This is a genomic window from Natrialba asiatica DSM 12278, assembly GCF_000337555.1.
In the GTDB taxonomy this organism is placed as follows: domain Archaea; phylum Halobacteriota; class Halobacteria; order Halobacteriales; family Natrialbaceae; genus Natrialba; species Natrialba asiatica.
Map to the genome: position 1 here is coordinate 84,551 of NZ_AOIO01000040.1, position 14,053 is coordinate 98,603.

Annotated in this window: 15 protein-coding genes; 7 read left to right on the forward strand and 8 right to left on the reverse strand. The window is 55.4% G+C overall.

Going from position 1 to position 14,053, the window contains the following annotated elements; genetic code table 11:
* Position 1 precedes the first annotated feature (1 nt).
* The gene (locus tag C481_RS17985; protein WP_006110750.1) at positions 2-1,621 is read left to right on the forward strand and encodes a DUF7845 domain-containing protein; all 1,620 of its coding nucleotides are present in this window, start codon (positions 2-4) and stop codon (positions 1,619-1,621) included.
* A 461-nt stretch (positions 1,622-2,082) separates the two neighbouring features.
* On the opposite strand, the gene C481_RS17990 is transcribed toward C481_RS17985, so the two are convergent.
* Complete coding sequence (locus C481_RS17990) at positions 2,083-2,865, reverse strand: hypothetical protein (protein ID WP_006110751.1); 783 nt, start codon at positions 2,863-2,865, stop codon at positions 2,083-2,085.
* 139 nt (positions 2,866-3,004) lie between these two features.
* Between C481_RS17990 and C481_RS17995 the strand changes: the two genes are divergently transcribed.
* The 5 genes from C481_RS17995 (at position 3,005) to C481_RS21805 (ending at position 6,627) form a co-directional block, all read left to right on the forward strand.
* Positions 3,005-4,063: a ParB/RepB/Spo0J family partition protein gene (locus C481_RS17995; protein WP_006110752.1), complete on the forward strand. Its 1,059-nt coding sequence runs from the start codon at positions 3,005-3,007 to the stop codon at positions 4,061-4,063.
* 177 nt (positions 4,064-4,240) lie between these two features.
* Entirely contained in the window at positions 4,241-4,843 is a 603-nt protein-coding gene (locus tag C481_RS18000; RefSeq protein ID WP_006110753.1) for a DNA methyltransferase, read from the forward strand.
* On the forward strand, positions 4,840-5,634 hold the full coding sequence (locus C481_RS18005) for a DNA-methyltransferase (protein ID WP_006110754.1): 795 nt from the start codon (positions 4,840-4,842) through the stop codon (positions 5,632-5,634). The genes C481_RS18000 and C481_RS18005 overlap by 4 nt, the downstream gene beginning before the upstream one ends.
* A gap of 248 nt (positions 5,635-5,882) precedes the next feature.
* Positions 5,883-6,137 (forward strand): DUF7692 domain-containing protein, encoded by a 255-nt coding sequence (locus C481_RS18010; protein ID WP_006110755.1) that lies wholly within the window; start codon positions 5,883-5,885, stop codon positions 6,135-6,137.
* Positions 6,138-6,279: 142 nt separating this feature from the next.
* Positions 6,280-6,627, forward strand: coding sequence for a hypothetical protein (locus tag C481_RS21805; RefSeq protein ID WP_152422210.1), 348 nt, complete (start codon positions 6,280-6,282; stop codon positions 6,625-6,627).
* Positions 6,628-6,744: 117 nt separating this feature from the next.
* On the opposite strand, the gene C481_RS22780 is transcribed toward C481_RS21805, so the two are convergent.
* The 7 genes from C481_RS22780 to C481_RS18045 form a co-directional block, all read right to left on the reverse strand.
* Positions 6,745-7,143, reverse strand: coding sequence for a hypothetical protein (locus C481_RS22780; RefSeq protein WP_006110756.1), 399 nt, complete (start codon positions 7,141-7,143; stop codon positions 6,745-6,747).
* Positions 7,144-7,291: 148 nt separating this feature from the next.
* Positions 7,292-8,461 carry a P-loop NTPase family protein gene (locus tag C481_RS18020; protein WP_006110757.1) on the reverse strand — a complete coding sequence of 390 codons (1,170 nt, stop codon included), beginning with the start codon at positions 8,459-8,461 and terminating at the stop codon, positions 7,292-7,294.
* Complete coding sequence (locus tag C481_RS18025; protein ID WP_006110758.1) at positions 8,454-9,254, reverse strand: hypothetical protein; 801 nt, start codon at positions 9,252-9,254, stop codon at positions 8,454-8,456. The genes C481_RS18020 and C481_RS18025 overlap by 8 nt, the downstream gene beginning before the upstream one ends.
* Positions 9,251-9,832, reverse strand: a complete 582-nt coding sequence (locus C481_RS18030; protein ID WP_049904752.1) for a hypothetical protein — start codon at positions 9,830-9,832, stop codon at positions 9,251-9,253. The genes C481_RS18025 and C481_RS18030 overlap by 4 nt, the downstream gene beginning before the upstream one ends.
* Position 9,833: 1 nt before the next feature.
* Positions 9,834-12,704 (reverse strand): outer membrane protein assembly factor BamB family protein, encoded by a 2,871-nt coding sequence (locus C481_RS18035; RefSeq protein WP_006110760.1) that lies wholly within the window; start codon positions 12,702-12,704, stop codon positions 9,834-9,836.
* Positions 12,704-13,258 (reverse strand): hypothetical protein, encoded by a 555-nt coding sequence (locus tag C481_RS18040; RefSeq protein WP_006110761.1) that lies wholly within the window; start codon positions 13,256-13,258, stop codon positions 12,704-12,706. Before C481_RS18040 ends, C481_RS18035 begins: the two co-directional genes overlap by 1 nt.
* Positions 13,259-13,276: 18 nt before the next feature.
* On the reverse strand, positions 13,277-13,708 hold the full coding sequence (locus tag C481_RS18045; protein ID WP_006110762.1) for a hypothetical protein: 432 nt from the start codon (positions 13,706-13,708) through the stop codon (positions 13,277-13,279).
* A 121-nt stretch (positions 13,709-13,829) separates the two neighbouring features.
* On the opposite strand from C481_RS18045, the gene C481_RS18050 reads away from it, so the two are divergent.
* Positions 13,830-14,027 (forward strand): hypothetical protein, encoded by a 198-nt coding sequence (locus C481_RS18050; protein WP_006110763.1) that lies wholly within the window; start codon positions 13,830-13,832, stop codon positions 14,025-14,027.
* The last annotated feature ends 26 nt before the right edge of the window (positions 14,028-14,053 follow it).

Sequence of the window (14,053 nt, forward strand, 5' to 3'; positions counted from 1 at the left end):
GGTGTCACAAGTCGAGACGACGCCGCACGAGTGCGAAGGCCGGTGGAAGTGGCCCGACTGGGGCCGCGGGCCCTACGATGCGCTCTCGTCGGTGATGCTCGGTCCGCCGTTTGAAGGTCACCTTGAGTTGGACGCGGAGATCGACGGCGAACCCTGGCATCTCGTAGTGAAGTACAGCAAGTCGGGATTCGCGCCGCGACTCTCCGATGGGATCAATGCTGAACGGCTCTACGAGTGGGACATCATCGGTCGTGGACGCGGCGAGAGCAAGGCGACGTTCAATATCTCGCCCCGGTTCCCAAATATGCGCCACTGGGAAACCGGCGACCCGGTGAACCTGCCCTGGGAAAATCAGGTCGGCGAAGTCGACGGCGTCGACGTCGAGTACCACACGAGTAACATCGAACCCGAGCGTGGGCTCGAATTGCTACCGGAGTTCTTCGCGGCGATCTTCGACGAAGCCAACGAGCGGATTCACTCAGAGTATTTCCGAACGGACCCCCACGAAGCCAGCCGAATGTGGGCGTACGAGCGATACGTGCGTATCCGTCGCGAATGGGCCGAGAAACTGTCTTCGGCCGGTGTCCTGCAGAAGATCGCGCTGCACCTCTCCGACCTGGAAGGAATCAAAGCCGAACTGCACATCGATAACGAGGAAGTGATCAACCACCAGAACCGCCTCATCTTGAATCCGGCGTCAGCGAAAGAACTCTTCCCCAGTCACACCTACGGCCGGAAGTTCGAGATCTACCAGCTGGCCGATCCGGATGCGGTCTCGAAAGACCACCCGTCGTACCATCCGAAGGTCGAAGTCCTGGTCAACAAGAAGATGAACGACGGTGAGGCGTGGGCGTGGGCCGATCGAGGCGAGGTCACCGAGCAGATCGAGGAGACGCTACTGAACGCGCTGCACTGGGAAGACATCCCGCTCGGACCGGACGGCAATGGCGTCTACATCGCCGACGATCACTTCGACGCTGTCGCGCGCGACGAACCAGTTGAACTCTACGACGATCCCACGCCGCGGCTCGAGGCGAAGAGCGAACACCTGCTCATGACGACGCTGCGGGATATGGGTGAGACGCCGCGAGAGGTGACCGAGGAGGTCGCCACCGATGGCGGGTCGACCGTCGACGAACTCGCCGAACAACTCGGCAAGCACCCCGCGACGATCTACCGAGCGATCCAGGACCTCGGCGAGATCTTCGAACTCGACCAAGGCGATGTATCGTTCCGGGTGCGGAAGTATCGCGAGGAGTTGCGCGCGCTCGTCGAGTCGGCCGAGTACGCGATCGAGAGTTTCGCCGATCGGATTCAGCACGTGATGGGCCTGGCCGATCACGTCGCCGAGTCCTCACCGTTCCAGCAGTGGCTTGCCGAGAACGGCGCCGAGATAGAGTACGATGCAAACGGGAATCCGAAGAAGCTCCGTATTGATGCGGTTCTCTCGCTGCTGAAACGCGATAGCTTCGAGAACGCCCGCCAGGTCGCACAGGAGACGATAGACGCCTGGCGGCACTCAGGGAACGACGTAGTGCAGTTCAGTAAGGTGTCGATGGTCTGGCGGACACCTGGCGGCGGGAAAGACAGCCACCGCGTAGGTTCGATCGCCGACTGGTAGAACAGCCCTCGTGAGTGGCAACACTCTCTCGACACTTCTTTTCAGCAACTCAGTTTGTATTCTATCGGTGACTGTCCAGTTCTGGTTGTAGTCCTTGACTTGGGGCCGAAGTCGGCAGCCCGATCGCGCCGCACCGCATGCGGGTCGATTTCGCGCTGCGCGCGAAACGCCCCTTGCCGGGTGTCCCCAAGGGGACAGAGCCAAAAAATTACACCGCTACCGCCCCGTTTCACACAGAAACTCTCCAGTTGATGCACAGGAAACAGGGGTCTCTGATGAACTACTATACGAAATTATTTGCAATGTTACCGAACATGGATAGGGGCTCACTCAGAGAACCACTAACTCCCATCTCGAAAATCACTTTGAGTAAACGATAAGCAGTCTTTTACAAGGATATTCGACTATTGCCTCAAAATTGTCTGTCTATTCAATACAGGCGTCAAAACGGGTGTCATTTTTCAAATGAATTGGTCCAGCGACCGCTGCTCCACATCTTCTTTTTTCCACCTTATTATACTAATAATGACAAATGCTCGTGGTTGGTTCTTCAGATTCCCAATGAAGAAGTACTTCTTATAATCGTCATCAAGTAATCGTAGATTGTTGATGACTTGTTCGGGATTGTCTGGCTCTTTATCCCAAAACCGGTAGATTCCCCATTCGATGGTATGTTGATCGTGGTTTCCTTTGGCTTCACAATCCTCGCAGGTGTACTCGATGCGAAGCTTATGCGGGTACGAGTTCTTCGAACGAAGTTCCTCACCTGTTAAATCTGTGGCAATGGGCTCTGGGTCGTCGATTGGTTCAAGATAGGCGTCATGTATCTCTGCAGGTTCGACTAGCCCCATACTCTTTTTTTCGTCGTTGAGCCGATTCGCACAGGTCTTTGGAATCTGCTTCGTCAGTTCGATCCGGTCGTCACGATCAAGCCGACCAACCTGCTCAACTTTTTTATACAAATCATCCCAATCACGTTTTGAACCCTGGATTTTCCAACTTTCGTCTCTCCAGTCGTGTGATGGATCTTGCTCGACTGGGACTTCGATGACGTTCCAGCGCTTCGCGTGACTCGTATATCGATGTGTTGGGTAAATCCGGACGAACCCCTTTTTATCAGACCATCCACCGAGGCAAACTGTGTGCCGCCCGTCACTGATCAACTCTGGCCCTGCCCGCCCCAAGACTACTAAATCATTGATGGTATCAGTGGTGATGTCATCAGAATTTGATTGAGACCTCATTGATTTGATTACTCATTAGGTGTGTCATATAAAAATGCTTGGTATAATTATAGTATCGGATTCGGATTACACTTCCACTTTCACTCCGCATGCAAGCGGCATGTAAGGATTTAAAACATCTGACTGAATTAATTCTCCTATGAAGATCAGCGTCGGTAGTATTAAACTTCCAAATTTCCAGATTCGCGAGGAACTTGATGAGGAGCACGTTAAAGAGATACGAGAAAGTTTTAAAGAAGACGGTCAGTGGAACCCAATTATTGTCCGTCCACTTAACGGTACAAGTGACGCAGAATATGAAGTAATTTCGGGTGCACACCGACTGAGTGCTGCCAGAGATCTTGATTGGGTGGAGATCGACGCGATTGTGAAGGATCTGGCAGATCAAGAGGCTCGCGGTCTCGCGATCAAAACCAACCGTATGCAGAAGGAGATGAAGGACGAGGAGGTTGGTGAACTTTGTAAGGAACTCTACAACGACTACGGACTTGACGAAGAAGAGATTGGGGAAATCACGGGTATGTCGCCTCGTACAGTGCAGGACAAGATCACGCTCGTAATGGATCTTGCAGATCCGGTCTATGAGCTTGTGAAATCTGGTGATCTCGCAGCTCGAAAGGGACTAGTTGTTGCGACCCTTCCGAAGGAAGATCAGATGCGGTTCGTTGAAATGATGCAGGAGGAAGGGTGGAGTCGTGACGAAGCTCGCGCTCAACTCGACCGCTTCCAGAACGATACAGTAGTCACTGTTGGTTACAGTGGAAAGGACTTCGATGAACTCGTAGACGAGCTGAAGGCAAAAGACGTCGAGGTACTCGTAGACGTTCGAGCCTCTGGCGAGTCAATGTATAAACCTAATTTCAACACCGATGTCTTGGAGAACCAGTTCGAAAACATCGATGAGATCAATTACGTCCATCGACCTGACTTCGGCGTCCCACAGCTGATGGTTGAGCCGTACAAAGAACAAGCAATCGGTCACAAGTGTTTCAGTGACTGGTACAACTGGCATATCCACAGCGAGGAAGACAAGCTAGAGGAGTTCGCGGATTTCTTGAAAAATGCCGGGAAACCCGCGCTTATGTGCATCGAGGAGTTCCCTGAACCGGAGGGCGATCAGCACCATTACTGTCATCGTCACCACTTGGCGAATGAACTCATCGACGAAGACTACTTCCGCCACCGCCAAGACATCTAAGAGCGCTTCTTAGGTTATTATTCTCAGATAGCCATTGCCAGCTGAGATATACTGCGCCAGATATTGAATATTGAAGTAGGAGGGAATCAGATTCAGATATAGCGAATGTATCTTATGGATTTGAAGGATAGGGACACTGTTACGCCTAATCTTAGTCGACTCACTTCTGACATTTCTATGGTGTGCGAACACCTATACGAAGAAATGGATAAATCAGAGAGTCTGTGGATTTTCGCACCCTCAGAAGATCTCAAAAACGAATACTGGCCAGTCGCGATGGCAGTTGCCGATGAGATACGAGAGCGATCGCCCTATGCTCTGAAGAATGTGATTAGTCGTTATACGGATCCATCTGCTGTTCGTAACTTCACGAATACCCACGAAGAGATCCTGTTTCTAGTCAAGGATAAGAAGGAATACTACTTCGATAAAGATTCAATCCGAGTTGCTCACGCATACGAAGGCAATGAGTGGGGTGAACGGTCCGAGGGACAGAGTGCGTACCACGATAATCAGGTACGACGGTATAATCCGGATGGGAAAGACCCGGGGAACTTGTGGTTAGCTGAGGATCGAACAGAAACTGCTGATGCGACGATTGATCGAACCGAGTCCTTGCCGCGAGGTCAAGCGGTGATTCGGTGTGTTCGTGCTGGATCACGAGAAGACGAGATTATTAACGTGGCTGGATTCAACGATTCGATTATCGATCTCATTGAAGAGGAAGATCGTGAGTGTAGACACCTATCGTTAGATGAGCTCATTGAGAAATACCGATGATATCGCTATCTAATTTCGCTGATTTGGAGGTTCATTGGGAGAGCAGTGAGGATCTCTCGGACTTAGAAACAGCGAGTGTTCAATCCGTTATCACCTCACCTCCGTATTGGAATTTGAAGGACTACGGTCATGATGAACAAATCGGCACAACTGATGAATCCTACGAACGGTACTTAAATCGTCTACAGCAGGTTTTCAACGAATGTTATCAGTGCCTTCGTGATGACGGCACGATGTGGATTGTCGTCGATTCCCTCATCGAACGGGGAAATATGAAACTGTTGCCGTATCACGTTGCGGAACGAGCGCGTGATTGTGGGTTCCTGCTCCAGAACATGATTGTCTGGTACAAGCCGACAGCGATTGCAGGAATGAATGATAGAACAGTTGTGAACAAGAAGGAGTATATCGTGTTTTTATCGAAGTCTGAGAGTTACTCGTTGCATCCAGAAATGAACGAAGACGTAGGTGATGAAGATCCAGCTAAGACGACGACAGATGAGTTAGGTACGATCTGGCGGCACCCAGTGAAGCGTGGAAGCCTCGGGCAGAATGTATCGCATAAAGCGCCGTTCCCAGTTCCATTAGCGAAACGATTAGTGCAGGTGTCTACTGAGCCAAGAAATATTGTGCTCGACCCGTTCCTAGGAAGCGGGACAACGGCATATGCAGCGTTATCTGAAGATCGTCGATGTCTTGGATACGAAATCAATCAGGAGTTCGAGTCTGTAGTTTCGTCTCGACTCGCTGATTTGCAACAATCGGCTCTCCACACGAATTTTCAGGGCTGATAGTACATCTAGATTTGCTAGATCTCTATTTCTACTTTTCAATCCATCCCCTCGGGGTTATACGGCGACAAAATCGGTTTCCCGAATATGCACACGAGTTCAAGCAGGCCGTGTGCATATCTCGTGTCGATCGACCTCGCGAAACCGGATTCGTCTCTGGTGGGCCGACAGGTTCGGCCGGTTTTGGGCCGATATGGGCCGTTCAGTGAGCCGAAAAAACTAGGATTTCGGGGGTCGTGTGTACGAGCATGCGAATCCGAACCGATGGCGATTATGCGTATCGACAAGACGCTATCGAACGCGCAGCAGACTTCTACGACTATAACAAGACGAAAGCGGTCGTGAGTGCCTGCGACGACGTGCCCCATTTCGTCCAGGCGGCTCGCCAGGTACTCGCCCGTGATGATCTTACCCTCGAGCAGCGCCGGGAGATCGCCGAGACGCTATCGACGAGAGCAGTGAGTTTCGAGGTCGACACCGAGATCGTCGTCGACACCGAATAGACACCGATCGAGGGTGTCATAGAAGGTTCGCATACTCATCCTACGCCTTCCAGACAAATGGTAAGGACAGAGGATGTAAAGAACGGTATGAGACATACTAAAAGAGAAAAAGACTCTTGTTCAATGGTATTTCAATTTTGGTATGGTCTCCCGCAAAGCACGCCTCCGATATATCCCGTATGGATTGGTCGTTCTCGGTCTCATAAGCGTGTGGTACGGTTACTTTGAGAGGTTCCCATTTCTTGTAATCGGAATCGCCGCTATTCTTGGAGCAGTATCTACCCTCGTTCGTGGGTATACCGCGACTAATCTTGCGATGATGTTTGGAGTACTGGCACTGTGCGGTTTGCTTGTGGGTATCTACACACTCGCCGTTAATGGAGCGTCAGTATGGACTGTCGCATATCTTGCAGTTGGAATTGCGGCAGGCATACGGGCCAGACAATACTGGCAGGCCCATCCGTGGAAACCAGAAGATAGCAACTGGTAGGTCTGTTCGGTTCGTAGGTGTAGGGGACCATCTATTCTATACAGAATGAGAGAAATGAAGGCCATGCGACTCGTTCTATGATCCCCTCTACTGATAGCTGTGAATCTGTGCTATTAGTTAGAAAACTGAGTCAATCGAGATTTTTGCCTGCTGAGTGCCGCGGTGATCGCCACCACCGTGCCAGCGGAGTAGCGGGAGGTCACAGGCGCGGACCATCTTATCCTGAAGGACCGTCAGTCCCGATCGCCCATGTGGACGATAGACGACGAAACAGTACCACCCGTCATGTCGCCGTAGCTTCTCGTGGTATTCACGATAGATTTTCCAGTTTCCGGGCTGGCCGTTCGAATGCTCGTGCATCGTCGATTTGATTTCGACGGGCGTGCCGTTGCCGAACCTGGCGTCGTGCCAACTGGCACGCTCGAGTTCAAACCGACGTTTCTCGGCCACCCGCTTCTCGACGATCGTGCCGAAGTGGTTGGCTCGCTTCGAGCGGTTCACGCGGACCACGCGCATCGCGCGCCACTATATATACTCCTGCGCCGGCCGAGACTCGAACTCGACGAGCGACGCGATGGGCCGCGGGGACGCGGTCCTGTCGGACCGCGCCGCCCATGACTACAGGGGGGTCGGTTGCGCTTTACAGGTTGATACCCCGACGCCGTCATGCGATCACCTGCTCGACTGTGTTAACCCAGTCTGCTCGCTTGCCGCCTTCATCGATGTCTTTCCACCAATTTGAGACGGTAGCGTGGCTGTAGGGGACGAACTCGGCGGTTTCGCGCGCGGACATTCCCTGGCGTCGACACTCCTCCATCGTCCAGGCGGCGACGCGTTTCACGTCTTCTTCAGCGATTGCATCACCATCTTTCTCGTCACCCTTCGGTGCGTTCCAGGACCAATCGGCTTCGTCCTGGGTGTGAAAGTTCCAGTCGGTCGGCGGGATGCCCTCGAGCGGCCGCGGATCGACATCGACGAGTTTCCCGCCCGAGACGCGATCGGCGACGACCGCGGTCTTCTGCGAGGTCTTTTTGATTATCGTGCCGACGCGCCACAGCAGCGGGTGGATCGACGATTCGTCGTGGCCGATATAGATGAGCGCGCCGCCGTATTTGCGGATCTTGAACACCAGTGGTCCCATTTTCTGGCGGACTTTGTGCCCGTCTGCACCCGTTCCCGAAGCGTTCGTCGAGAACTCGTCGCCGATGAATAGCTTCGGTTGCTGCGAGTTCGTAACTGGATCACCGTCTTGCTGAACCCACTCCTCGAGCAGCGGGTAGTGTGGAATCCAGCCATCTTCCACGCTGCCGTCGTCTCGCACCCAACTGTCGAGGCGATCCAGCGTTCGGATGTTACTGCCGACGAGTAGATTACCGTCGACCCAGCGCTCACGGAGCTGGCCCAACAGCCCAGCGAAGTCGGTCTTGCCCGCGCCCATTTCGCCGAGCAGCACGATCACGGGTGCGGGGCCGGCGACGATCTCCTGCAGCCGAGTGACGGCTTTGATTCCTGCGAGGTCGGCCTGTTGGCTCGGGTCGCCGATATAGTGCTTGAGCGTCACCGTGTCGCCGTTTTCGAGCGCCTGGCGCGCAGTATGGCCACCTTCGGCCTGGAGGATCTGCTTGTTCTTGCCGACGCTGAGGTAGTCCTTCGCGGCCTTAGTTTGCCACCGGTCGGGATCGTGGTGCAGTGCCCGCACGGTGAGTTGGCGGTCGATCTGCTCGTCTCGAACGAATCCCGAGTGTGGAAGCACCTCGTCGGGATCAGGCTCAAGGTTGTTCCGCTGGTACTCGCGAAAGCCACCGACCGTGTAGTTGTCCTGCTCGTCACTCATCGGTGCCCCCATCGGTTGCTGCCGCGCCTGGTTGCTCGGTCGGGACTGGGGTTCGTGGGCCGTGTTCGTCGGTGTACTCGGTGACGTACTCGGTCATGTCCTGAATCTCGTCTATATCGCGCTGTTCGGCGTCGTCTTTAGCCGATTCGAAATGGTCCTTGACTGTGGTTCTCGGGTTCATCAGCCCGCGTTCGTCGGCTTCCGCTTCCTCGTTGATCACGTCGCGCTGGATCTCGAGCCCCATCTTCGAAATGCGGCCGCGGAGTCGATTGTACTCGAGAAAGGCGTCGACGAGGTCGCCGTGAATGTCCTCGAGCATGGCTTTCGTCGTGACAAGTTTCGAATCCGCGAGTTGGCTGAAGTAACACCCGCGCACGACGAGTTGATCCGTGTCTTCGTGATAGGTGAACTCGCGCACCTCGTAGGCGTCGCCATCGTTACAGACGTAGGGAGACGGGCCTTCAACGGTCTTCTCAGACCACACCTCGGGTGCGACGTAGAGCTTCCGTCTGGTATCGTCAACACCATTGATGTGGTACACTTGCTCCATGTGCCGATTGCGGAGCTTCCTGGCTCCGGTGATGAACAGCCCGAGCAGCGGCGGCCCAAGCAGTAGCATTGCCGCGAAGATCCCTCTGGCAACAGGTGGGATTCCTGGAATCTCGGGCTGAATCCAGATGAGCGCCGCGCCGAGTGAAACTGCAAGGCCGGCGACGAGCAGCTGCCCTTCTGCGAGCAGGTAGGTCAACCGGTCTGACCAGCCGCCGAACGTTGAACTCGTGTCTCCGCTCATGCTTCAATCACTCCGTTTTCCTCCTGGCGGACGACGTATGCGGCCCCGAGTGCCGCGAGTCCGGTCGTCATGATAACGCCCGTGAACAGCCCGGATTCACCGCCGAACGTCCTGAACGGATTCTGTTCGGCTGTGCCCGCGCTTACAAACGCGCCGGTCCCCTGCTGCAGTGACCGTCGCGTCGCGATCGCGACGCCCGCGCCCTGCCGATCGGTGACCGGCATCGTGATCGTATTCGATCCCTCGGCTAACTCCGTCTCTTGGTAGTTGAAGCTCCCCGTCCCCTCTTCGAAGTCGCCGGCTTCGGTCATCGATACTTCCGTTTCCGATTCCGCCTCGATTTCGATCGTGAACATTCCTGGCGCGTATTCCCAGTCGGTGATTCGAGTGCCGCTGTCGATCTCTTGCAGATAGTCGTCGGTCGCTTCGGCTGTCGTCTGGCTGTCCTCGAGCGACTCGTTGCCCTGGTCGCTCGCGTTGCCGGGGTCCTCCTGCGCCGCGATCGGGATGGTCGCCACGCCCATGCCCATCGCGAGCAGCACCGCTACCACGCTGACGAAAACGAAAATCCGTCTCATCTCACTCACCCACGCCTGGAATCAGGTCGGTCACGAACCCGACGACAGCGAGCACGACGACGCCAATAATCGCGAGTCCGACGACGCCACCGCTCCCGTCACCAAATCCGAAGTTCGGGAGTCCCAGACCGCCGTCACCGTCGCCACCGCTTCCCTGCTCGGATTCTAACTGGTCGATCTTCTCTTCGAGCGCAGCCATTTCCTCCGCGTACTCACTCGAGTCGAACGAGTCATATTCTGGGCTCGAATAATCAGGTTCCTCGGTCGTTACGTTCCCTTCTTGGCCCTCAACGCCGTAATGCTCAAGAATCGACTGCACGTCGCGCGTGTACATGATGTCCTCCTGACTATCGAACTGATCCATGTCCGCAACCACCGTGTCGATCGAGTCGGGCGTCCCACTAAGTGCCTCAATGTCTGCGATCGTTTGGTCGGAAACGTGAGTAAGGGAGTCCCCGTTGGCATCCCACATGTCACCGATTTCAACGACGCCGTTCCACAGGTCGATTTGACCCTCGCCGTCGCGATCGTCAGTGCCTTCGTCGAACATGATCGACCTCGCGATCATCCCGTCGACAGGATCAGTCACAGAGAACGCGATACCGAACGTTGTAGCCGAATCCGGGTTGTAGCTGTAAACCTGTGTCCCGTCCGCCACGTCGAAGACGGTAGTTCCGGCATCGTTGCCTTCGAACACATAGCTGCCATCAGGGGAGATATCAAGGACGTTGACTCCGCTCCCAGCCCCGGACTGCCACTGTTGAGTTCCGTCCGACAGCGTGTAAGCGAACAGGTCACCGTTCGCGAGCGCAACGATACCGTATTCGTTCGTCACAGCCGCCAGCGCAGTGTTGCTGGTGTAACTGTTTTTGATCCACTTTTGGTCGCTGGTCGTCGGCCCGCCGGAATCCGGTAGTGCGAGCGCATGTGCCTCGGCAGTGCCGGTGCAAACCATTGTGTTGCCATCCGGGGAGATCGCAGCGCTAGTTGCGTTGTTCGGCAAGCCTCCGTATGTCCAGCGTTCGGTGCCGTCATTGGCGTACAGCGCGACGACCGATGCGTCGGGGACGAGAAGTGTGTCGCCATCAGGCGAGAGCGAGAGGCTGTCGCTTGCCGAGTTTGACGACCACATCTGATCACCACTCGATACGTCGAACGCGATCGTCGATGCACCGGAGGCCGAGACAATCACCGCGTCAGACGTTGCTACGAGAGCCTTCGGGATGGTACTGCTGAACGGGGTGACGGTCCACTTCTCGGTACCGTCCGTCGGGTCAATCGCCCGGATAGCGCCGTCCGATGTCCCATTAACGGTAAAGAGTAGGTCCTGTCCGGGGACAGTCGCCACGCCCATGACCGTCGACGGCTGGCTTTGCGACCAGCAGGTTTCCCCGGTGAGAGCGTCGAACGCATGGAGTGTGTTGGATCCACACCCCGAGTAGGCTATCGTTCCGACCGCATACTGGCCACCGGATTCGAGGCCCGAGTCGGGGACATCACTAGCGAACAGAACACCGTCATAGCGTTTGTTCTCGACTTTCGCAGCCGGGTATACGTGCCGGGCGTCGAGGTTGGGATCGGAGTCGACCCACGAATCAGTCGATCCAGTCCAGTTGACTGCCATTCCGCGCACCTGCGACATGTCGGCGCGTGCGAAGCCAAACTGTTGCATCCACGCTATCTGGAAACGGTCGTTCGCCGGGTCATCGGTTCCCGACAAGAACCGCGCCATCCCTTCGGGAGATCGGACCTGTTGGGGCGTGATGTTCCCCGCATCTAACTCTCCATAAATGTCTTCGATAAACGACTGGTCGTATCGAGATACAACATCGTCCGAGAGCGTCGAAATCCGATCATGGAGATCGAGCCACGCGAGTCCGTCAAACGCTCGCTGCGCGCCAAGAGACGGGTCCTCGCTCGCGTCACCAACGTTCTGAACTCCGAACCTGAGATCGGTCACGTACTGCGTGCCGTCATCAGATGTGAACGTCACTTGACCTTGGCCATGCAGCGGATGGCTTTCCGGATCGTAGCTGTCGAGAACGTCCTGCGTAATGGGCTGCGAATGCAGCATGTCACCAGTGTCGAAGTCCCGAAACTCGATGACAGGAGACTCAGGAACACCGTCCGCTCCATCGATATGATCGATATCATCGAACGCATTTTCGTCAACAACCGTGCCGTCGTGCAACTCCCAGTTAACAGTCTGGGTGTCACCAGCATCCGTAAACCGCATTTGGCAGCTGTCAGACTGAACTCCGTCGATATACGCGGTTCCAGTCACCGGATATGGATCACTTGTTTCCATCCCGTTCTTATGGATATACATCAACTGCAAGAGCGCCTTATTGCCAACGTGCAGGTTATTGAACTCAGGAAGCTCGTAGTACTGCCGAATCCGCTGTAAAGCGTAGTCATAGGCAGTCGTTGAGTTCTCTCCATCTTCCCACGCGGTTGCCATCCCGTGACGCGCCTCAAGCGAAGCGATCGGACGGGTATCTTGCATATAGTTTCCAAAATTAACGAGATGTGAATCCATCCACTCAATCTCGTTATGGACATGCTGATGGAGAATATGCCGATCTGCAGAAATCGAAGTGCTAACCGAATTCTGTAGCTCATTGACGGCAATCGCACCAACGAACACAGCAAGGCTGGCTGGATTGCTCGATATCGCGACGGTCGTTGCCGCCTTTGTGACCGCCTCTTTCAGTCCGTTAACAACGCCCCCATCCGCGGCCACGGTGCCGCTCGAGGCCGCCGTCCCGATCGACGCCGCGCCGACCGCGGCCGCGGCCTGGAGTGCTTGCCGACGAGTGAGCGAGCAGCCGGGGACAACCTCGTGATCCGTGGGCTGTGGGCCGGCCGACATCAGGCACCCCCCGCGCGCAGACGAGCAACCAGCGCCACGCCGATCGCGACGATCGCCGCGACCGCACCGAAGCCAGGCGAGCCGTCGAGCCCGCCACCGAACCAGCCGCCGCCGATCGACTCGTCATCGGCCGCGACGTAGGCGCTGTCAACGTTGTTCTCGTTGCTCACCGTCAGGATCGCCCGATACTCGCTCTCTTGGCTCAAATCAACCGAGGTGTCGGACAGGTTGAACTCGCTCGTCACGTTGTCTCCGGGGCTGGCAGTCCACGAGTCTTCCAAAACGGGAGTCGCGCTGGTTCCACTCTGGTTGTACGCAGACTCCTCGTAAATCGTCAATTCGGCCGTTTCAGAACTCGTGTTCTCAAATGTATCTGAGAAAACGATATCGGCTTCGACGTATTCGGTTTCGTTGCTCGTTTCGACAGTGCGGTTCTCGACCTCATCGAGATCGCTGTTCTGGGCTGCAGCGGCCCCAGAGAAGCCAGCGACCGTAATAGTGACGAGTGCCAGTACTGCGACGACTGCGACCGTATGTGCTTTTGAAAATTGCATTGTAAGCCTCCGAATCGGTTACTTGTAGGCGATCAGGTAGAACGCGGCTCCGTTCAGGAAGACGGTGAACCAGCCGACGTACCACATCGACTCGAGCGTGATTGCGACGGCTGGAACGAGTGCCCCGAGCACGTTCAGAATCACCGCCAGAAGCATCACGACCGTCTCAACCTCCGTGTAGTCCTCAGGCGTGTTCTCGTTGGTTAGCCACCCGACGACCAGCACGGTCATCGAAATGACGAACGCATAGGTGACCTCCGTCCCGTGGGCTGCATAGAGCGCGTCTGCCAGCGAGAGATTCAGCGGCTCGCTGAACTCGAGCGTGCCGACCGCCCCGATCGAGAACGATGCCAAGACGAAGATTGGTGCAAGCACGCTATCTGTTAGGTCGATACCGTCTTCCCGACGAACCGAGTCGGGAACGTACTTCTGCGGTAGGCTTAGTGCCATACCTCAGCGCGTCGAACCCCCCTGCACGAAAACCTCAGCAAAACCGTGGCACGGCCTTGGTGACACCTTGGTATCGCCGATAGTCACCAACCTTTATACGAAGGCGGGTTGCCCGCCGGATATGGCGCTGAACAAACTCCGACAGTTAGATCAGAACTCGCTCGGTGTGACGCTTCCAAAGGACGATCTTCGAATTGAGGGACTGCTCGATGAGAACGGTAACCTACGAGACGAGCATCACATCCACATTCGCCACGTCGACGACGGAGAATGGCGTCTTGAACTTGTTAGAAGAGCAATGAATGGGCGTTCGCTCTGATCCGCTTAAGGTGCTAAAAAAACAAT